This window comes from Micromonospora sp. NPDC047762, assembly GCF_043204655.1.
Taxonomy (GTDB): domain Bacteria; phylum Actinomycetota; class Actinomycetes; order Mycobacteriales; family Micromonosporaceae; genus Micromonospora.
In genome coordinates this window covers 1,029,352-1,048,359 of sequence record NZ_JBIDCQ010000002.1, presented here as the reverse complement: position 1 = coordinate 1,048,359, position 19,008 = coordinate 1,029,352, and the positions used below count along the sequence as shown (strand labels likewise).

General features: G+C 71.1%; 20 protein-coding genes and 1 tRNA gene. 9 read left to right on the top strand and 12 right to left on the bottom strand.

Annotation, left to right across the window (positions count from 1 at the left end):
* Window positions 1-17 precede the first annotated feature (17 nt).
* On the bottom strand, window positions 18-713 hold the full coding sequence (locus ACGF3C_RS10435) for a hypothetical protein (RefSeq protein ID WP_393220598.1): 696 nt from the start codon (window positions 711-713) through the stop codon (window positions 18-20).
* Between the two features lie 160 nt (window positions 714-873).
* Here ACGF3C_RS10435 and ACGF3C_RS10430 point away from each other — a divergent pair.
* Together ACGF3C_RS10430 and ACGF3C_RS10425 are read left to right on the top strand one after the other, a co-directional pair.
* Window positions 874-946: transfer RNA gene (locus ACGF3C_RS10430), tRNA-Arg, on the top strand.
* A 137-nt stretch (window positions 947-1,083) separates the two neighbouring features.
* Window positions 1,084-1,365 (top strand): hypothetical protein, encoded by a 282-nt coding sequence (locus ACGF3C_RS10425; RefSeq protein WP_393220595.1) that lies wholly within the window; start codon window positions 1,084-1,086, stop codon window positions 1,363-1,365.
* Window positions 1,366-1,673: 308 nt separating this feature from the next.
* On the opposite strand, the gene ACGF3C_RS10420 is transcribed toward ACGF3C_RS10425, so the two are convergent.
* The gene (locus ACGF3C_RS10420) at window positions 1,674-1,976 is read right to left on the bottom strand and encodes a MerR family transcriptional regulator (RefSeq protein WP_357202949.1); all 303 of its coding nucleotides are present in this window, start codon (window positions 1,974-1,976) and stop codon (window positions 1,674-1,676) included.
* 702 nt (window positions 1,977-2,678) lie between these two features.
* Between ACGF3C_RS10420 and ACGF3C_RS10415 the strand changes: the two genes are divergently transcribed.
* Both ACGF3C_RS10415 and ACGF3C_RS10410 read left to right on the top strand, forming a co-directional pair.
* On the top strand, window positions 2,679-3,176 hold the full coding sequence (locus tag ACGF3C_RS10415) for a SigE family RNA polymerase sigma factor (RefSeq protein WP_393220591.1): 498 nt from the start codon (window positions 2,679-2,681) through the stop codon (window positions 3,174-3,176).
* Window positions 3,176-4,219: a hypothetical protein gene (locus ACGF3C_RS10410; RefSeq protein WP_393220588.1), complete on the top strand. Its 1,044-nt coding sequence runs from the start codon at window positions 3,176-3,178 to the stop codon at window positions 4,217-4,219. Before ACGF3C_RS10415 ends, ACGF3C_RS10410 begins: the two co-directional genes overlap by 1 nt.
* A gap of 8 nt (window positions 4,220-4,227) precedes the next feature.
* Here the strand turns inward: ACGF3C_RS10410 and ACGF3C_RS10405 are convergent, their stop codons facing one another.
* Together ACGF3C_RS10405 and ACGF3C_RS10400 are read right to left on the bottom strand one after the other, a co-directional pair.
* Window positions 4,228-4,662, bottom strand: coding sequence for a VOC family protein (locus ACGF3C_RS10405; RefSeq protein ID WP_357202957.1), 435 nt, complete (start codon window positions 4,660-4,662; stop codon window positions 4,228-4,230).
* Window positions 4,663-4,693: 31 nt separating this feature from the next.
* Window positions 4,694-5,677, bottom strand: coding sequence for a hypothetical protein (locus tag ACGF3C_RS10400; protein ID WP_393220585.1), 984 nt, complete (start codon window positions 5,675-5,677; stop codon window positions 4,694-4,696).
* 316 nt (window positions 5,678-5,993) lie between these two features.
* Between ACGF3C_RS10400 and ACGF3C_RS10395 the strand changes: the two genes are divergently transcribed.
* From ACGF3C_RS10395 to ACGF3C_RS10380, 4 genes are all read left to right on the top strand, one after another.
* Window positions 5,994-7,172, top strand: coding sequence for a sensor histidine kinase (locus tag ACGF3C_RS10395; protein ID WP_393220813.1), 1,179 nt, complete (start codon window positions 5,994-5,996; stop codon window positions 7,170-7,172).
* Window positions 7,173-7,212: 40 nt separating this feature from the next.
* A complete protein-coding gene (locus tag ACGF3C_RS10390; RefSeq protein ID WP_393220810.1) occupies window positions 7,213-8,370 on the top strand; it encodes a hypothetical protein in 1,158 nt (385 codons plus the stop codon).
* A complete protein-coding gene (locus ACGF3C_RS10385) occupies window positions 8,343-9,056 on the top strand; it encodes a response regulator transcription factor (protein WP_357202965.1) in 714 nt (237 codons plus the stop codon). The genes ACGF3C_RS10390 and ACGF3C_RS10385 overlap by 28 nt, the downstream gene beginning before the upstream one ends.
* Before the next feature lie 72 nt (window positions 9,057-9,128).
* On the top strand, window positions 9,129-9,851 hold the full coding sequence (locus tag ACGF3C_RS10380; protein WP_393220580.1) for a hypothetical protein: 723 nt from the start codon (window positions 9,129-9,131) through the stop codon (window positions 9,849-9,851).
* A gap of 115 nt (window positions 9,852-9,966) precedes the next feature.
* Here ACGF3C_RS10380 and ACGF3C_RS10375 read toward each other — a convergent pair whose 3' ends face one another.
* The 4 genes from ACGF3C_RS10375 to ACGF3C_RS10360 all read right to left on the bottom strand — a co-directional run bounded on the left by ACGF3C_RS10375 (window position 9,967) and on the right by ACGF3C_RS10360 (window position 13,870).
* The gene (locus ACGF3C_RS10375) at window positions 9,967-10,719 is read right to left on the bottom strand and encodes a lysophospholipid acyltransferase family protein (protein ID WP_357224339.1); all 753 of its coding nucleotides are present in this window, start codon (window positions 10,717-10,719) and stop codon (window positions 9,967-9,969) included.
* A gap of 99 nt (window positions 10,720-10,818) precedes the next feature.
* Window positions 10,819-12,879, bottom strand: a complete 2,061-nt coding sequence (locus ACGF3C_RS10370; protein ID WP_357224336.1) for a glycogen debranching N-terminal domain-containing protein — start codon at window positions 12,877-12,879, stop codon at window positions 10,819-10,821.
* Window positions 12,879-13,250 (bottom strand): SCP2 sterol-binding domain-containing protein, encoded by a 372-nt coding sequence (locus tag ACGF3C_RS10365; protein WP_355008943.1) that lies wholly within the window; start codon window positions 13,248-13,250, stop codon window positions 12,879-12,881. The genes ACGF3C_RS10370 and ACGF3C_RS10365 overlap by 1 nt, the downstream gene beginning before the upstream one ends.
* A gap of 203 nt (window positions 13,251-13,453) precedes the next feature.
* Complete coding sequence (locus ACGF3C_RS10360) at window positions 13,454-13,870, bottom strand: CBS domain-containing protein (protein ID WP_030333361.1); 417 nt, start codon at window positions 13,868-13,870, stop codon at window positions 13,454-13,456.
* 112 nt (window positions 13,871-13,982) lie between these two features.
* On the opposite strand from ACGF3C_RS10360, the gene ACGF3C_RS10355 reads away from it, so the two are divergent.
* Window positions 13,983-14,564: a nucleotidyltransferase family protein gene (locus ACGF3C_RS10355; RefSeq protein ID WP_393220574.1), complete on the top strand. Its 582-nt coding sequence runs from the start codon at window positions 13,983-13,985 to the stop codon at window positions 14,562-14,564.
* Window positions 14,565-14,611: 47 nt separating this feature from the next.
* Here the strand turns inward: ACGF3C_RS10355 and ACGF3C_RS10350 are convergent, their stop codons facing one another.
* From ACGF3C_RS10350 to ACGF3C_RS10335, 4 genes are all read right to left on the bottom strand, one after another.
* Window positions 14,612-15,052 carry a PPOX class F420-dependent oxidoreductase gene (locus ACGF3C_RS10350; protein WP_357224329.1) on the bottom strand — a complete coding sequence of 147 codons (441 nt, stop codon included), beginning with the start codon at window positions 15,050-15,052 and terminating at the stop codon, window positions 14,612-14,614.
* Between the two features lie 146 nt (window positions 15,053-15,198).
* Window positions 15,199-16,224 (bottom strand): aspartate-semialdehyde dehydrogenase, encoded by a 1,026-nt coding sequence (locus ACGF3C_RS10345; RefSeq protein ID WP_393220570.1) that lies wholly within the window; start codon window positions 16,222-16,224, stop codon window positions 15,199-15,201.
* Window positions 16,225-16,382: 158 nt separating this feature from the next.
* The gene (locus tag ACGF3C_RS10340) at window positions 16,383-17,720 is read right to left on the bottom strand and encodes a pitrilysin family protein (protein ID WP_357233265.1); all 1,338 of its coding nucleotides are present in this window, start codon (window positions 17,718-17,720) and stop codon (window positions 16,383-16,385) included.
* Entirely contained in the window at window positions 17,717-19,006 is a 1,290-nt protein-coding gene (locus ACGF3C_RS10335; protein WP_357206497.1) for a pitrilysin family protein, read from the bottom strand. The genes ACGF3C_RS10340 and ACGF3C_RS10335 overlap by 4 nt, the downstream gene beginning before the upstream one ends.
* Window positions 19,007-19,008: the final 2 nt, after the last annotated feature.

The following is a 19,008-nucleotide window of genomic DNA, read 5'->3' as shown; positions in this document are numbered from 1 at the left end:
CAGGCCGGGCGCGCGGTTCAGACGTCGCCGGGCGTCGCCCGAAGGACGGCACTGATCCGGTCGAAGGTCGCCACCGGGTGCGCGCCGACACCGGGCAAAACCAGGCCCAGGCAGTACGGGGAAACCTCACCGGCGGCTTCGGCCTGCACGATGAAGACCGGTGCGCCGACGTACCCCGGTGGCAGCTCGGTGGTGATCAGCACGGCGTCCCCGTCGCGGACCACCCGCTCGATCGCGACCTCCAGCGGTCGCGACCCGTCTTCGCGTACCCCGTGGGCCAGCACGAAAGCGGAACTGGTGTCGGCACCGAGGCGGGCGACCACCTCGGGCCCGGCGGCGATCCCCGCCGGCACCGGCTGGACCCGCCACCGCCAGCCTCCGTCGCCGGCATACCGGTGCAGCCCGGCGGTCGGCAACACGGCGACCCCGTCGCCCGCGAAGCGGGCCCAACCGGGCACGATCTCAGCCTCGGAAATGACGGCCGGGGCCACCCCCGCCGGCTCGGTGACACTGGCCCGCAGGGTCAACTCACCGCCCGAACCGCCCACCAGGTCGGCCGCCGTCAGCAGCGACTCTCCCACCGGGTCGTCGCCGTCCTGGAAGAAGAACGCCGTACCGACGTCGCCCGATGACCGGTACGGCAGGATGGCGCGACCGACGACCTGGCACAGCTCGTAGGCGACGTCGCTTTCGGCGTCGGAATCCAGCAGCACCAGCCAACGGTACGGTCCGGGGCCTGGCCGCTTCGAGGTAACCCGGATGCCCGCTACGGGGCGGACGTGAGACTCTGCTCGGCAACGTGGACGCGGGCACCCTTTTCGCCGTCGGGCATTGGGACGGCGGTACCCTCTGGGCGCGACATCCACGCCACGCGCGCCCGTAGCTCAGCGGATAGAGCAGGGGACTTCTAATCCCAAGGCCGCAGGTTCGAATCCTGCCGGGCGCACTTCACCACCGCAGGTCAGCGGCTTGCCGTGCCCGGTCGAGACCATCACCAGGGCTTCCTACAGCCAACTGAGCCGAAGTTCCGACCGAGCCCCACATCCGTTACGCAGACTCTCGGCAGAAGCTGGAAGGACATCCATGTCAGCCGTCACCCCGACGTGGGTCATGACAGTCGAGTATGCCGGCGTGTCGCCTGCTTGGCTTGAGGACGACGGCGCCACGGATGACTCACGGGTGAACCCGATCGCCATTTCTCAAATGGGTGATCGGGCAACCACCCTGAGTGCGGTCATCGCGGCCGGCACTGAGCAGGAGGCCCATGGGGTCGGACTGGTCGGCCTCGGACGCTGGGCGCAGCGGATCGGCCTCAGCACACACAATCCGACTGTGGTGGCGCTGTTTGCCAGGGACGTCGGCTAGTCGGCCCACCCGACGCTACTCCGGCGGTTCGGTGCCTCCGTGCATGACAGTCGTGGATGCGGCGCTCGCTCTCACGGCCGCTGTGACCTCGAAGGCAGCGTCCACCTCCCTGTCCGCGCCGAGTGGGCCGGCCAGGTAGTGCGACCAGAAGGCCGGGTGGCCCACCACGACATCGGCGGCATACACAGTCGCCTCGCACCCACTGTCGGAGGCGGTTGGCCACTGTGGTGTACCCGGGGATGGTGAACGCCGGTCCGATCGTCAGCGACATGACCGGCATTCAACGACCTATCAGCACCGCAACCATCTCAGCCCTGCTGGTGGCGCTCATTGCGCCGAAGGGCCTCTTCGAGTTGGTCCTCAAGAATGATGATCCGGCAGGCCGAGGCCATGTCGGTGCCCTGGTCGCACATCTCCCGGGCTCTCGCGGCAAGGCGCAGTTGGTAGCGGGAGTAGCGACGGTGCCCGCCGCTGGAGCGCTGGGGGTCGATCAGTTTCGCATCGCCGAGTCGGCGTAGGAAGTCCTGCGAGCAGCCGAGGATCTCGGCGGCACGGCCCATCGTGTAGGCGGGGTAGTCCTCATCGTCGAACATATCGTCGGGTTGAGCCATGGAACCTCCATCACGAGGGCCCCGGTGCTCGGAAGCACCGGGGCCCAAGGGTTGTGGGTCAGGAACACCATCTACCGACAGAACGTCGGCTTGTCTTGTCCGCACCAGCCGTCAGGGACGACTTCGGGTGCGAGGATCGCATAAGCGTGACCGGAGACCACCTCTCGTTCGATGGAAACTGCGGTGTCCGCGCCCAGCCCACGAACGCGACTGGCAGCGGGCGATCCAACGGTGTAATGCCCTCCCTTGCCTCTGATTTCCTCTGTCGTACTCCGTGCTGTCCGTCGGTGTCCGAGCCCCACGCGACTTCATGGCCCTGACACGTGCGACGAACCTTTCTCAACCTCGGGTGAAGCCCTGAACAAGCGTCGGCCTCACCCGCTGTCACACGCCTTCCACGTACTAACCATCGACGGCAAGTGCCCGTCGCCGAACTGAGCAGGCCCTACAAGCTTTCTGGGCCCCGCTCCTTCGCCCTCGTGCGGGGCGGCAACGTCAGCGTCTTTGTTTGCTCTCTCGACCCCAGGAACGTTAGTCGGCGAGGGCACGAATGTCTAGCGCTTCGCTCATAGATTTTCTCCCGACACGGACGGAGGTAGCCCCGCCGACGCCTCGACAGGTGGGCGTGTCACGACGGCCCTGCTCGGTAGAAAGTGCCCGGCGGGTGTCTACGGGTTGGCCGGCCTACGGCGTTAATAGGGCGTGACGTTCGAGGAGTACGCGTTCGCTCGCACTTCGGCGCTGGTGCGGCTCGCCCGGCTGTTGACCGGTGACGAGCATCGGGCCGAGGACCTGGTTCAGGAGGTCCTCGCCCGGGCGTACGCCCGGTGGGGGCGCATCTCGCGGACGGACCAGCCGGACGCGTACGTCCGGCGCATGCTCGTCAACACCCACAACTCGTGGTGGCGTCGGCTCAGCAGCCGGGAGATCTCGGTTGCCGCGGTGCTCGACCGGGCCGGCGGGGTGGACGAGGCCGCCGGCGTCGCCGAGCGCGACGCCCTGTGGCGGTTGGTCTGTGATCTGCCGGCACGTCAGCGCACCGTGATCGTGCTGCGCTACTACGAGGATCTGGACGACACGTCGATCGCCGAGATCCTCGCCTGTTCAACCGGGACGGTACGCACACACGCCAAGCGGGCCTTGGCGGCGCTGCGTCGACGACAGGGTGCGGCAACCCACGCATGGGCAGGAGAGCTCTGATGTTCAGTGACCTCGACGAGCAGCTCGCCACCACGCTCAGGCATCGGGCGGGAGGCGACATCGACCCGACGCCGATCGTGCGACAGGCCCGGCATCGGGGCCGGCGGCTGCGACTGCGGCGGCGGGGGCTGATCACCGGGGGCGTGGCAGCGGCGTGTGTCGCTCTCACCTCGGTGGTGCTGGCGATCCCGGGCGTTCGGAGCACCGATGACCCGGTCATGCCGGTCGCGGCACTGATGCTGCCGGAGGCACAGAGCGATGGGACCGTACGCCCCGAGGAGGTCGGCGCCGATGCCGCGACTGTGCACTTCACGACCGACACCCTGGTGAACGGTGCCGACTTCGCCACGTGGCGCACCGGGCGCGGCATCGAGAGCGTCGAGTTCCGGGGTCCGAGCGGTCAGGCCCGTTTCGTGCTGGCGCGCACCGAGGCGTTGCTCGACGGGCTCCAGCAGACGTTGTCCTCGCAGGGGCGACCGCAGGGACGGACCGAGGTACGGGTCGGCGACCGCTCGGGGGTCGCCTGGTTCGATCCGTCCGGCGACCGGAAGCTGTGGATCGTCCGCTGGCAGCCCGCCGACGGGTTCTGGGCCCAGGTGGAAACCTACGCGACCACCCTTGACGATGCGACGGGTACGGCGAGCCGGATGCGGTTCGACCGCGCCCACCGGTGCGTCGTGCCGTTCCGCCTGGAGTCGCTGCCGCCCGAGGGACGGCTGCTGGAGTGCTCGGTCACGCTCGGCCGTTCGGCGCGGGACTTCTTCGTCGAGGGCGCTCTGGTGGTCGGTGACGCGTCCGGCCGTTGGCTGACCGTTCGGGCGCAACCCGCTCCGGCCCGCGATGACGCCCGGCCCGGGGATCTCGTCGCCGGCCCGTACCGGGCTCGTCGGCAAGGCAGTGACGTCCTGGAGATGACCGTCAAGCCCTGCGTCGTCGAGGCGTTCCGCAGGGGTTGGGGGAACGGCTACACCGAGGCGGAGGGCTTGGCGATCCTCGGCGGGTACCGGCCGGCCCGCGACCTCGACCGCCTGGAGACCTGGTGACGCCGTGCTCAGGCTGAGGCCGCCGCCACGCAAAATTCGTTGCCCTCCGGGTCGGCCATCACCACGTGTTGCTGGTCGAACTCCGCCAGGACCCGTCCGCCGGCCCGCGCCAGCCGCTCGGCCTCAGCCCGGATCCGCGCCCACTGCTCGTCGGAGTTGCCGTGGCCGGGCACCCGGATGTCGATGTGGAGCCGGTTCTTCGCCGTCTTGGGCTCGGGCACGTTGAGGATGGAGAGGTAGGGGCCGACACCATCGGGGTCGCACAGCCACGCGCCGTGCTCGGGAAGGTCGTCCTCTGGCAGGTCGAACTGCGCGTGCCATTCCGCGCGGGTGGCGAAGGGCGGCGGTGGTGGCTCGTCGATGTAACCCAGGGCCTCCTTCCAGAAGGCGGCGAGCACCTGCGCGTCCGTGGAGTCGAGGGTGAGGGAAATCCGAGCTGCCATGACCGGGACGGTAGCGCGTACCTCCGACTTTCTAGACGGGCCCCAGCAAGGCGGCCAGAGCCGCGTCGCCCTGGCCAAGTTGCGCACCACCCGTCGCTGGCGCGACCAGGAACCGTCGGCAGCCGTCGAGTTCCACGTACCGGTCGGGGCCCGCCCCTTCGAGCGGGCGCAGCACCGCGAAGCGGCTCGCCGGGGTGGCACAGTCGACCACCGCCCGGCGGTTGGACAACCCCCGGAGCACGCCCGCCTGACGCTCGGCCGGCAGCGGGCCGCCGTACACGAAATCACCCGGCGGTTTCTCGCCCTCCTGAAGCGACGCGGGCACCTCGTAGACGCAGAGGCGCAGCGGCCCGGCGGTCGAGCGGGCCGGCGGAGGCGGCCCGGGGCGGCCATTGCGGGTCTCCACCCACACCAGGTCCGTCCACTGTTGGGCACATCCGGCGGCCTCGGCCGCCGCGGATTCGACCTGCCGGATGGTACGGGTGTCCACAGTGGTCCACTGCGGCCCGGCCAGAGCGGCGATCACCTCGGGGCGCGGCTTGTCGCAGGAGTCCGTCGGGATGTGGGGCCGAAGCCAACGCCCCCGCTCGTCCACCAGTGCGAGCCACGGCGGAATGACCATGTCGAGGGTGCAGGCGACCTCCCCGTTGGCCTGTTCGTCGGGAAGGCGCAGCGCGGTGATCAGCCGTGCGATCTCCTCGGCGCGTCGCTCGGTGGCGACCTGCTCCTGGCCGCCCTTGGGTCCCGGCCGAATCTCCCGCCCGCAGACCACGGCCGCGACCGGTGTGAACGTGGGGTCGATGCGACCGATCGCCGGCTCGTCCACGGCCGGTGGTGACGCCTCCGTGGTCATCTCGCCGGCCCTGGGCGCCTCCGTGGCGCAGGAGGTCCATCCGTCGACGATCTGAGCCGGAGCGGGCTCGTCGGCCCGACCCGGCCCAACCTCCGTGCCACCGCAGCCGCCCAACGTCATGCCGAGCAGTGCCACCGCGAGTGCCGTACGGGACGAGCGCATCCGGCTCACCACCTTTCCATCCGGGGATGAGACGGACGACGGGTGCCCCCGGTTCCGGCCGGGTGGTCGCTCCATCGCACCCGGTGATCGACTCGGGTTTTCATGATGTCGGGTGGTCAGCCGGCTCCGGACACCCCGACTTCCGTGAACGCGAGTGGATCACGCCGCAGCGCCCGCACCCCCGCAGCACAGAGTGACACATTAGCGACACTCCGCACACAAGGGATGACCCCGTCACGGTCCGCCATGCTATTGTCCGATGTCGATCTACGCCGCGTGGACCCGGACCGGGTCGTTGTCGGAAGGACACTTCCCGATGCCGGCCGTTGCCACCCCGACCGTGCCGCCGCCCACGCTGGACAATCCGGCCGGCGGGGCCCTGGGCCTCATCTTCACCACGCTGCCAGCGCTGCTGAGGCTGAGCTGCGGGCTGTTCGGCGCGGCGGTCGCCGTGTCGGTGCAGACCCCGCCGGTGCAGCAGGCGGTGCTGCTGCCCGCCGTGGGAGTGCTGACCGGCTGGTCCCTCTGGTACGCACACCGCGCGTTGCGCCACGGCATCGGCCCCGGCCTCGTCGGCGGTGACGTGGCGGTCACCGCGCTGACCTGCCTGCTCATCCCGGTGCTGGTGGCGCCCGAGGTGCTGCCCGGCGAGGGCAGCTGGATCGCCGTGCTGGCCAGCACCACGGTGATCAACACACAGGCCACGACCTCGGCACGTTGGTCGATCCCGGCCGGACTACTCGTGATAGCCACCTACGTGACCGGGGCGCAGGCCGCCGGCAACCCCACCGAAGCCCGGGCGCACGCGGCCACGCTACTGGCGCAGACCGCCTGCACGGCGATGATGGCGGCGGTCATGCGCCGACGCATCGGCCGGGCGGACCGCGCCTTCGTCGAACACCAGCGGCTGACCCGGGAGGCGTTGGTCGCACGCGCCGCCCGCGAGGCCGAACGCCAGCAGAACCGCGACCTGCACGACACGGTGCTCGGGACGCTGACCATGGTGGGGCTGGGCGCGGTGGCCGGGCCTTCGACAGTCTTCCGGGACCGCTGCGCGGCCGACCTGCGTACCCTCGTCGCGCTCACCGACGTCGGCCCGGTGGCCGGCGACGGCCCGGTGCCGCTCGACGGGCGGTTGCGGTTGGTGGCCGGCCGGCTACCCGAGCTTGCGGTACGGCTGGACCTGGCGTCCTGCGCCGTCCCGGTCGGCGTGGCCGACGCGATCAGCGAGAGCGCCTACGCGGCGCTGTCCAACGTGGTCCGCCACGCGCCGGGCGCCGGGGCCGCGCTGCGGTTGACCCGCGACGCCATCGGCGTCGTGGTCGAGGTCGCCGACGACGGCCCCGGCTTCGACCTGGCCACCGTCCCACCGCACCGGTACGGGTTGCGCGAGTCCATCTGTGGCCGGATGGCGACTGTCGGTGGCCGGGCCGACGTGCACTCGGCCGTCGGCGTGGGCACTCGGATTCGGCTGGAGTGGCCCGGTGTCGGCTGACCTGAACGCCCCGGCGCACCCGACCGACGCGCCGGAGACATTGAACTGGACCAGCGTTCCGACGCCTCGGGAACCGGACTCCCCCGCGGCGCTCGCCGCCCCGGCCGCCGTGGCGCACGCGTCCGACCGGGGTGCCCGGATCGCCGCCGTCGCCATCGCGCTGGCCTGGCACGTCGCGATCGCGCTGCCGGCGGTGCTGTCCGCCCGTGCGGAGTTCGCCGCGCCAGCGGTGGTGCTCGGCGCCTGGGTACTGGTCGCCGTGACCGGCGCGATCGCCGGGGTACGGCTGCTGCAAGGCTCGCCGCTGCCGCCGTGGCCGCTGGCCGGGCTGCTGCTTGTCGTCGACGCGGCCGTCTTCGCCGCGGCCGGTGAGCGGCAGTTGTTCACCGCCGCCAACTGGGTGTGGGGCACGCTCGGCTGGTTCTTCGTGCTGGCGGTGTGGGGCCGGCGTGTCGTGGGGCTGATCGCCCTCCTCAGCACGCACGCGTTGATCGCCCTGGTCGCGGTGCTCGGGCACGGCCCCGATCCGGCCGACGTGGCCCGCTACGTGATGTACGTCTACGGCACGTTCTCGCTGCCGGTGGCGGTCTTCGTGGGCAGCACCGTCATCGTCGGCCTGGCTCGGGAACGGGCCGCCGTGTCGGCTGCCGGTCACGCGATGGCCGCGGAGCGGGACGCTGCCGAGCGGGGCCTTCGGGAACGCCGGGACCGGCTGGCCCTGGTCAGCTCGGCGGCCGGGCGGGTCCTCGGGGACCTGGCCGCCGGCCAGGCCGACCCGGACGACCCGGAGGTGCAGCGCCGGTGCATGCTGGCCGCCGCCCGACTGCGCCGGCTGATCGCCGAGTCCGACGATGTGCCCGACCCGCTGTTGCACGAGTTGCGAGCCGCCGCCGACCTGGCGGAACGCAACGGCCTTCCGATCGACCTGGTCACCATCGGCACCCCGCCGCCGCTGCCGGTGGAGGTCCGCCGCCGGCTGGCCGACCCGCTCACCGGCACCCTCGCCGACGCCCGGGAATGGGCGCGTCTGACAGTGGTCTCCGGCTCGGACGAGGTGGTGGTCAGCCTGGTCACACCGGACCGGGAGGGGCCGGAGTCGACCGGCCCGCCTCCCGGGGAGCACGACGACGGGCCGGTGGAGTACCTCTACGAACGGGACGGAAACATCAGATGGGCGCAGACCCGGTGGCGGCGGTGACCGGCGATCGACCGGTCGGGGTGGCGATCGTCGACGACCATCCGGTGGTGGTCGAGGGGGTCCGCGCCTGGCTCGCCACCGAGCCTCGCCTGACGGTGCTCGCCACCGGCGACGACCCGGACGCGGTGCTGCGGGCGGCGCCGCACGCCGACGTCATACTGCTCGATCTGCGACTGCACGGGCGGATGGCGTTGGACAAGTTGGCCGAGCTGAGCGCCGCCGGCCGGCGGGTGGTGGTCTATTCGGAGCACACCGACCCGCAGACGATGCTCGCCGCGCTGGACGCCGGGGCGGTGGCGTTCCTGGCCAAGCACGAGGGCCGGGAACACTGCGTGGAGACGGTGCTGGCCGCCGCGAGCGACCGTCCGTACGTGCCGCCGGCGCTGGCCGGTGCGATGGTCGGCGACCCACGGCCGGACCGGCCGATGTTGTCCGACAAGGAGCGTGAGGCGCTGCTGCTCTGGTTCCAGTCGATGTCCAAGGCGTCGGTGGCCCGGCGGATGCAGATCAGCGAGCACACAGTGAAGCAGTACGTCGACCGGGCACGGATCAAGTACACCCGGGCGGGGCGACCCGCCGCCACAAAGGCGGCACTGCTCGCCCGTGCGATCGAGGACGGTCTCGTCCGCCCGGAGGAGATCGGCATCTACCGGTCACAGGCGGCACACGACCGGCCGACCCCCTAACAGGCGTCATGACAGGGGCGCTCCGGTCCGGAAGGCTCTCTTACACAGCCAGCTGACCGGAAGGTCGTGACGATGCACGCCGACGCGTCCCCCTTCTTCATCGGTCCTCACCGGTTCGACGCCACCGACGACGACGTGGGCCCGACCCTGGACCGCCGCTACAACCTGCGACCCATGCCCGGCGAGCGGTTGCTCGGGCGACACCGACTGCTGGTCGCGGGCTACCTGCTCGGGCCGAGCGAGGTGCGACGCCGCTGGCAGTTGCCCGAGCCGGTCGCGGTGACCGTCACCGACCAGCGGATCTGCTGGGTGGGCAGTGGCTCGCACCTGTCGCTGGTCGCCGACGGCACGCACCGGGCCCGGCCACCGGCTCGGCTGAACGGCCTGATGAGCGGTCAGATCCGCTGGCAGTGGCCGTCCCGGTTGGAGCTGCCGACGAGCGCGCCGGACGTCCCTGCCCAGCTGCTGATCGTCTGCGACGCGCTGCGCACCATTCAGCAGCCGGCGCTGGCCCTCAGCGGAATGACAGCTGAGGTCGTGGCGCTGGCCCGGCAGGTCCGCCGCGCGGTTGCCATGTTCCGGCTCAACCGTCCACAACTGGTCGACCTCTCGGCCCAGGAGCGCGACGTGCTGCTGCTGCGGGCCGGCCCCGGTCTGCTCGCCGGCGACACCCGGATCACGCTGCCCGGCTCGTTGCCGGTGGAGTTCCACTCCCGGGACGACTACTACCGCTCAAGACCGGATCCGACCTCGTGGGGCGGGCTCGCAGGCGGCGCAGCATCCGGGCAGCGGTGACACCGACCGTCCACGTCGGCAGACACCGTTCCGCCCCGGCGCGGAGCGATCCGGGAAGCTGGGGCGTGCGTCGAAGCCCCGGGCCCGCCGAGAACGTCGACACACGCCTTCAGCGTCAGGCGCTGCGAGCGGGGTGTTCGGCGGCGGCGTCCAGAGCGGCGGCCTCCTCCGGCGTGGGCGCGCTGCCGCCCAGGTGCGCGGGCTGCCACCAGGTGTCGTCCGGGCCGGCCGGGGTGTCCGGATAATCCCGCTGTGCCCGGTCGACGAGGGCGCTGAGGCGGGTGGTCAGCTCGGCGGCCAGCACGTTCGGGTCCGGGAAGTCCGCCGGGCTGATCGGCTCGCCGATCAGGATCGTGATCGGCGTGTGCCGACGGGTGAGAGTGCGCGGGCGGCCCTTGGTCCAGAGGCGCTGGGTGCCCCACAGCGCGACCGGCAACACCGGCACCTTCGCCGAGCGGGCCATCCGGACCGTGCCGCTCTTGAGCTCCTTGACGGTGAACGACCGGCTGATCGTCGCCTCGGGGAAGACGCCGACGACCTCGCCCTTCTTGAGCGCGCCCACGGCGGCGCGGAACGAGGCAGCGCCGGCCTGCCGGTCCACCGGAATGTGCCGCATACCGCGCATCAGCGGGCCGGAGATCTTGTGCGTGAAGACCGAATCCTTGGCCATGAACCGCACCAGGCGGCCCGACGCGTTCGCGCCCAGACCGGCGAAGACGAAGTCGAGGTAGCTGACGTGGTTGCTGGCCAGCACCGCCCCGCCCGTGCGGGGTACGTGGTGGGCGCCCTCGATGGTGATCTTCAGGTCGAGGACCCGGAACAGCGTCTTGGCGGTGGCGATAACGGGCGGGTACACGAGCTCCGGCATTCGCAGAATCTACCCTGACCGGCTGGGGATCGGCTGGGTGGCGACCCGGCGGCGGCGACGCGGGCGGCGGCGCCACCGCCGGTTCGGCGGCTGAATCGGTCAGTCCGCGAGGTTGTCCAGGTCCAGTCGACCCCGGGCGAACGCGTCCACCCGGCCCCAACGACCGGGGATGTCCAGCACCTCGATGCGACCCATCCCCACCGGCAGCCGTGGCTCGACCGCCAGGTGACCCTCGTGCGGCTCCAGACCGAGCATGGTGCGCAGCAGCAGCAGCGGGGTACCTGTCGACCAGGCCTGCGGGCTGCATGCCGTCGGGTACTCCACCGGGAACTTGGTCAGCTCCCGCGGGTAGCCGCCGAATGCCTCCGGCAGCCGGCCATCGAAGTACGTGGCCGCGTCCAGGATGCCGTTGGCGATGGTCGCGGCCTCCTCGGCGAAGCCGTAGCGGCGCAGACCCCAGGCGATGAACGAGTTGTCGAACGGCCAGATCGTGCCGTTGTGGTAGCCGATGGGGTTGTAGCGAGCCTCCCCCTCGGCGAGGGTGCGCACCCCCCAGCCGGAGAAGAGCCGCGGCCCGACCAGGTGCGCGGCGAGCTTCTCCGCCCGCTCGGGTTCGACGATCCCGCTCCACAGCAGGTGGCCGATGTTGGAGCTGAGGATGTCGCACTGCCGGCCGTCCGGGTCCAGGGCCAGGGCGTAGTACCCGCCGTCGTCCACCCACCAGTCCCGGTTGAACCGCTCCTTCAGCTCCGCCGCCTCCCGCTCCAACTGGTCGGCGAACTCCGGGTCACCCCAGAACTCGCGCGCCAACCGGGCCGCGCGGACCTTCGCGTCGTACGCGTACCCCTGCACCTCGCAGGTGGCCCGGGGGAACGGCGGCAGCGTGCCGTCGGAGTAGGAGATCGAATCCCAGGAGTCCTTCCAGCACTGGTTCTCCAGGCCGGTGTCGGTGTTGCGTCGCTCGTACCAGATGTAGCCGGTGCCAACCAGGTCGGCGTAGTTGTCGATCCACCTCAGCGCCGCCCGGGACTCCTGCTCCAACTCCTTGACCAGCGCGACGTCCCCGCTCCACTTTTCGTACTCGTCGAGCAGCACGATGAACAGCGGCGTCGCGTCCACCGAGCCGTAGTACGGCGAGTGTGGCTGCTCCTCGAAGGCCGCGGTCTCGCCGTAGCGCATCTCGTGCAGGATGCGCCCCGGGTCCTCGTCCCGGAAGTCGTCGAACCGGCTGCCCTGCAGGGACGCCAGGATGCGAAGCGTCGTCTTCGACAGCTGCGGGGTGAACGGCAGTGTCTGCAGGCAGGTGAGGATGCTGTCCCGGCCGAACATGGTCATGAACCAGGGCAGACCGGCGGCCGGCAGGGTGGCACCGCCCAGCGACAGCGGCGAGAAGCGCAGCGCCGCCAGGTCGATCAGACTCCGCCGGTACGTGCTCGCCACGCGCCCGTGTTCGCTGTTGACCTTCGGAGCGTCGGCGATCCACTTCTCCAGGTCGTGCTGGAGGGCGAGCCGCTCGGTGCCGTGTTTGCGCAGGCCGAACCGCAGGTCCCGGCCACCGGGTCCGACCGCGTAGGTCTGGACGTCGATCGAGGCATCCCACTGCTCGTTGGGCTCCAGGTGCACGGTGTACGCGAAGCCCTTGCTGTCGTACCGGGCCGACGTCGACGACGAGATGACGGTTTCCCGCCTGAAGTTCCCCCGCCGGTACCCCAGCCGCAGCCGGTCCGACTCCACCTCGGTGTAGATCTCGCCCTTCTTGTTGAGGATCTCGTCCTTCACCTGGAACAGGTCGGCGAAGTCCGACGCCGCGTCCATTCGGACTTCCAGGTCGACAGGCTTCTCGTCGTGGTTGAGGATGGTCAGCCGCTCACAGAAGCTGCCGCCCACCGCGCGCTCGCGGATGATCGACAGCTTCGCGTCCACGTAGTGCGTGGCCATCCCCGGGACAAGGAAGAATCGCGACTCGAAGTACTGCAGGTCGTCGTAGGAGAGCGAGTTGAGTCGCTCACCGTTGATGGTCAGCACCCAGGTCGACAGGAACCGGGTGTCGATGGAGAAGAGCCCGGTGGGCTCGCTCGGCGTCGCCTCGATGTCACCGGTGTCCTCGCAGACGACGAACGTGTTGCCGTCCAGGATCCGGATCGTGTTGCTCTGCCCCATCAGTGCTCCTCCCCCGCGAATCGCCGACGCGGCCCGCGGGCGTCCGGGGAACCCGGAAAGATCCGCTCCACCTGTACGACGAGGCGAGCGTCACCGGACACCGTCATGTCCCCCCGCAACAGCGCGGCCAGGCCGTGCTCGCGCCCCGAGGCGATGTCGTCGAAGAGGACCGGGCTCGCGCCGATCACCGTGTCGGCCTCCTGATCCTCCTGACTGACGTTGAGCCGGCCGTGATCGATCCTCAGCAGCCAGTGCCGCGTCTGCGCCCCCTCGTGCAGGTCGATCCGCAGCGTCCCGGAGGTCTTGGCCAGCAGAGGTTCGTACCCCCGCCGGTCCAGGTCCTCGAAGAACCTCGTGGTCGCGTCCACCATCGGGTCCACTCCTCCCAGTTGCCGGGCCGGGGATCCCACCCACCGCGCTCGCGTCGCACGGACGGCCGGCGTTGCACGTCCCCGAACGGGTCCCCGCCGCTCCCCCGCTCAACCTCGCCCGATCAGGGTGAGCAGGGGGGGGTGGAGACGCCACGCGCCGGCCCTCCCGGAAGGGAGAGCCGGCGCGCGCCGCGGCGGACGGGTCAGTTGTTCGGGTCGTCGGCGCTGATGTCGGCCAGGACCGACTGTGGTTCGCGCTCGACAGCGAGGTCACCCATCGACACCAGGCCGACCAGGCGCCCGTCGTCGATCACCGGAAGTCGGCGTACGGCGTACGTCCGCATCAGGTCCGCGGCGGCCACGGCATCGTCGTACTGACTCACCGTGATCACGTCACGAGTGGTGATCTGGTTCAACCGGGTCGAGCCCGGGTCCATGTTCTCCGCGACACCTCGGACCGTAATGTCCCGGTCCGTGACGATGCCGACCACACTGTCACCGTCGGTAACCACCACATCGCCGATCGCGCTGTCACGCATCTCCTGCGCGGCTGCGATGAGTGTGTCGTTGCCGTCCATCGTCACCAACCGGGTCGTCATGAACTCTCCGACCGTTGTCATGGTGCTCCCCTCTCGGTGTCGGCACGGCCCGTCTACCCGCCGGGTGGGAGGGGGTAACGCCGACTGCCCACCGGGGCTGTCCGTGTGGGTGTCCGCTGCCTAGCGTGGGCGCATGACGACGGGCGAGGACGAGCTGCGGGACCTGGTCGCCGGCAGCAGCTGGCTGACCCGGGCGCTGGCGGTGGTGCGTGATTCCGGGCTGCCGGACGCCTGGATCGGCGCTGGCGCACTGCGCGACCTGGTCTGGGGCGAGCGGTACGGCAACGGGTTCGACCCGGCGCGGGTCCGCGACGTGGACGTGGTCTTCTTCGACCCGGCGAGGCTGACCCGAGCCGACGACGACCGGGCCACCACGTTGTTGAAGGGGATGTGGGCGCAGCCGCCGTGGGAGGCTCGCAACCAGGCGGCTGTGCACACCTGGTACGCGGCCACGTTCGGCGGCGACCCGATCGAGCCGTACCGCAGCGTGGCCGAGGCGGTCGCCACCTGGCCGGAGTACGCGACAGCGGTGGCCGTCCGCCTGGACCAGGCCGGCCGGCTGGACGTCTGCGCGCCGTACGGTCTGACGGATCTGCTGGGCGGGGTGTGGCGGCACAACCCGGCCCGGGTGGACGTGACCCTGTCGCGGCAGCGGTTGGCCCGGCACCGGCCGGCGCAGCGTTGGCCCGGCGTGACAGTGATCGAGCCAGGCTGATCGACTGTGGCGGGTCACCCTGAACGGCGGGTCAGCCTCGGGGCGGGTCAGCCTCGGGGCGGCATGCCGTAGAGCCGCTCGACGTGCAGGCGTAGCACGATCCGGCCCTCGTCGACCATGGCCTGGCGGTACTCGTCCCAGTCGGGGTGTTCGCCCCTCAGCCCCCGGTAGAGCGCCACCAACTCCTCGACCGTGTCGTCGTCGAGTCGGGTGGCCGGCGGGGTCAGCTCGGCGCGACCTTCGACCACCGCGTACGCCCAGCCGTCCTCGCTGCTGACGTGGAAGCTGGCGCGTGGGTCGCGGCGCAGGTTGGCGGTCTTGGCACGGCCGTCGGTGACCGAGACCCGGATCAGGCCCGCGTCCCGGTCGAAGGAGTAGAGCACCGTCGACAGCTGCGGACGCCCGTCCCGCTTGATCGTGGCGAGCACGCCCATCGAGCGGCCGGCCACCAGATCGGTCAACGCCTGCTGGGTCCGGTCATCCGGCATGGTGTCCTCCAGGTTGGACGATCGTCTCCGACCCATCCAAGCACGACCGGCCGGCCGCCGCGGGCGACCACCCGGAACGGCACCGAGCCCCCACCGACGTACGGCGAGGGCTCGGTGATTGTTCGATGTTTCGGCGACCGTGCCGGTCAGCGGCGCTCGGCGGCGACCAGCTCGGCGAGTTGTACAGCGTTCAGCGCGGCACCCTTGCGCAGGTTGTCGTTCGAGCAGAACAGCGCCAGCCCGTACTCGACGGTCTCGTCGGCGCGGATCCGGCCCACGTAGGTCGGGTCCTGTCCGGCGGCCTGCAACGGCGTCGGGACGTCGGTCAGTGCCACCCCGGGCGCGTCGGTCAGCAGTTCGTGGGCGCGCTGCGGGGTGAGCGGCCTGGCGAAACGGGCGTTGATCTGGAGCGAGTGCCCGGTGAAGACCGGCACCCGGACACAGGTGCCGGAGACCAACAGGCCGGGGATTTCCAGGATCTTGCGGCTCTCGTTGCGGAGCTTCTGCTCCTCGTCGGTCTCGAACGAGCCGTCGTCGACGATCGACCCGGCCAGCGGGAGGACGTTGAAGGCGATCGGCTGGGTGAACGACCGCGGCGCGGGGAACTCCACGGCCGACCCGTCGAAGGCCAGCCCAGCGGCGTGCTCGGCCACCTTGCGGACCTGCTCGTCCAGCTCGGCGACGCCGGCCAGCCCGGCGCCGGAAACCGCCTGGTAGGTGGAGACGACCAGGCCAACCAGGCCAGCCTCGGCGTGCAACGGACGCAGCACCGGCATCGCGGCCATCGTGGTGCAGTTCGGGTTGGCGATGATGCCCTTGGGCCGGTCCAGGGCGGCGTGCGGGTTGACCTCGGCGACCACCAGCGGCACCTGCGGGTCCATCCGGAACGCCGACGAGTTGTCGATCACCACGGCGCCGGCCTCGGCGACCCGGGGGGCCAACTCCCGGGCGGTGCCCTTACCGGCCGAGAAGAGCACGATGTCCAGCTCGGAATAGTCCGCGGTCGCGGCGTCCTCGACTGTCACCTCGCCGTCGCGCCACGGCAGCGTACGCCCGGCGGACCGCGCCGAGGCGAACAACCGCACCTGCTCCGCTGGGAACTCCCGCTCCGCCAGCACCTGCCGCATCACGCCACCGACCTGGCCGGTGGCCCCCACAATGCCGATCCTCATGCCCGCGAGGCTACCGACCCCACCCCCGAAACCGGGACCCCTTTCCCACCCCCCGGGTCCACCTCACACCGCGCCCCACAGCCGTCGATCAAGAGGTTTGCGTCAGGAGCCGCGCTCCGGGTGACGCAAACCTCTTGATCGACGGCGCTTTCAGCGGGTTAGGGGAGGAGGTCTCCCAGGGCGGTGGCCTCCAGGTCGTCGCGGATCACTGCGGCGTCGCCCTCGATGACCAGGGTGAGAGCTTCCGGGTGCAGGTGGGTGGCCGCCGCCGCGGAGACCTGGTCCACGTCGGCGGAGAGCAGCGACTCGCGCAACCGCGCGTGGTAGTCGTCCGGCAGGTCGTGCACCACCAGGGTGGTCAGCGCGGAGGCGATGGCTCGAGGGCTCTGCAACTCGACCGAGAGCTGCCCGGCACGCCAGGAGCGGGCCACCTCCAGCTCCTCCTCGGTCACCCCGGTGGCCTGGGTACGGGTGATCTCGCCGACCGCCTCGACCAGGGCCGGCGCGGTGACCGCCGTCTGCACGCCGGAACTGACCGCGAACCGACCGAACCGCCGCGACGCGGCGAAGTCGCCCCGGATGCCGTAGGTGTAGCCGTGCACCTCCCGCAGCAGGTGGTTGAGTCGGGAGGTGAACGCCCCGCCGAGCACGGTGCCGGCGAGCGTCATCGGCACGTAGTCGGGGTGCGCCCGGTGCGGTGACGGGTGGCCCAGCCGCAGCGTGGACTGCACCGAGCCGGGCCGGTCCACCAGGATGATCCGGCGACCGCTGTGCAGCGGCACCTCGATGGGACCGCCGCGCTCGGCGGGACCACCACCGGTGCCGGCGAACGCCGCGGCGGCCAGCGCGTCCAGGTCGATCCGGTCCAGGTCACCGGCGACGATCAGGGTGCCGGGGCGCAGGAACCACTCCGAGTGGAAGACCGTGACGTCCTCCACGTCCAACCCGGCGACCGACTCCGGGTCGCCGTGCATCGGCCGTCCCCAGCGGTTCTGGGCACCGAACAGGTCGGCGCGCAGCGCGGCGTCGGCGCGCGGGCCGGGGTTGGCCCAGTCCATCCGGAGCGCTGTCGCCTCGTCGTCACGGACCCGGCGTACGTCGGCGGGGTCGAGCTTCGGCGTCCGGACCGCCTCGGCGAGCAGTTCCACGGCGGCGCTCAGCCGGTCCACCGGGATCACCACGCTGGCCTGGAACGAGTCCCAGTCCAGACCGGTCGAGAGAGCGGTGCCGAGCCCTTCGACGGCGAGCGCGTACGCGGCGGCGTCCCGCTGCGCGGTGCCCTCCTCCAACGCCTTGGCCAGCACGCCGGACAGACCCTCCTTGCCGACCGGCTCCTGGCCCGCGCCCACGTCGAGCAGCAGCAGGGCCACGGCGAGGTTCTGCCCCGGCAGGTGCGCGGCGACGACCTGACCACCGGCCGCGGCGCGGCGGACCACCGGCGGGAACCGGTACGGGCGGGCCGCGCCCGGGCCGGGACGGTCGGCGATCAGCGTCATGAGGTCTCCTCGGGCAGGTAGGTCAGGGTCACCCGGTCGGTGGCGAGCACGTCGGCGGCGGCCTCGGCGATCTGCTCGGCGGTGACAGCGAGCAGGGCCGGCAACTGCTCGGCGATGCGGGCCGGGTCACCGAACTGCGTGGTGTACCGGCCGAGCAGGTCCGCGCGGCCGTCGACGGTGGACAGCTGACGCCACCACCCGGTGCTGAGCAACGCCTTGGCGCGATCCAGCTCGGCGGCGGTGACCGGCACTGTGGCCAACTCGTCGACGACCTCGGCCAGCCCTTCGGCGAGCCGCTCGGCGCTCACTCCGGGGCGGGCGGTGGCGGTGGCGATCAGCGGTGCCGGGGCGTGGGCGAGGTCCACCCCGTACGCCCCGACCAGGTCCGGTTGCGCGATCCGCTCGCCGTCGGCGAGGCGCTGGTAGAGCCGGCTGCCCCGGCCGCTGCCCAGGATGGTGGCGAGCACGGTGATCACGTTGTATCCGGGGGTGCCGAACGGGTAGCTGCGGTGGGCGATGTAGACCCGGGGCGCCGGCACGTCGGCGCTCACCGACTCGACGGCCGTCTGCCCGGTGGCGGGGACGGTGCGGCCGTCCGGTGCCGGCGGGATGTCGTCGCGGGCGGGCAGCGCGCCGAAGTACTTGTCGGCGAGCGCGAACACGTCGGAGGCTGTGGCGTCGCCGACCACTGTGAGCACCGCGTTGTTCGGCGCGTAGTAGGTCTGGTGGAACGCCTGGAAGGTGGCCAGGTCGGCGGCGTTCAGGTCGGCCATCGAGCCGATCGTCGCGTGGTGGTACGGGTGCCCCGGCGGGTAGAGCAGCGGCAGCAACCGCAGCCAGGCGTCGCCGTACGGCACGTTCTCGTAGCGCTGCCGGCGCTCGTTCTTCACCACGTCCCGCTGGTTGTCCAGCGTCTCCTGGGTGAGGGCGGGGACCAGGCCGCCCATCCGGTCGGCCTCCAACCAGAGCGCCAGCTCCAGGTGCTCGGCCGGGACCGTCTCGAAGTAGTTGGTCCGGTCCGGGTTGGTGGTGGCGTTGAGCGAGCCGCCGGAGCCCTGAATCAGCTTCATGTGCTCGGTTTTCGCCACGTTCACCGAGCCCTCGAACATCAGGTGCTCGAAGAGGTGGGCGAAACCGGTCTGCCCGGCCGGCTCATGTCGGGAGCCGACGTCGTACCAGAGGTTGACGGCCACTGCGGGCGCGGTGCGGTCCTCACTCACCACCACGCGCAGGCCGTTGTCCAGTCGGGACGTCTGAATGGGCCAGGGGTAACCGCTGTCGGGCATGC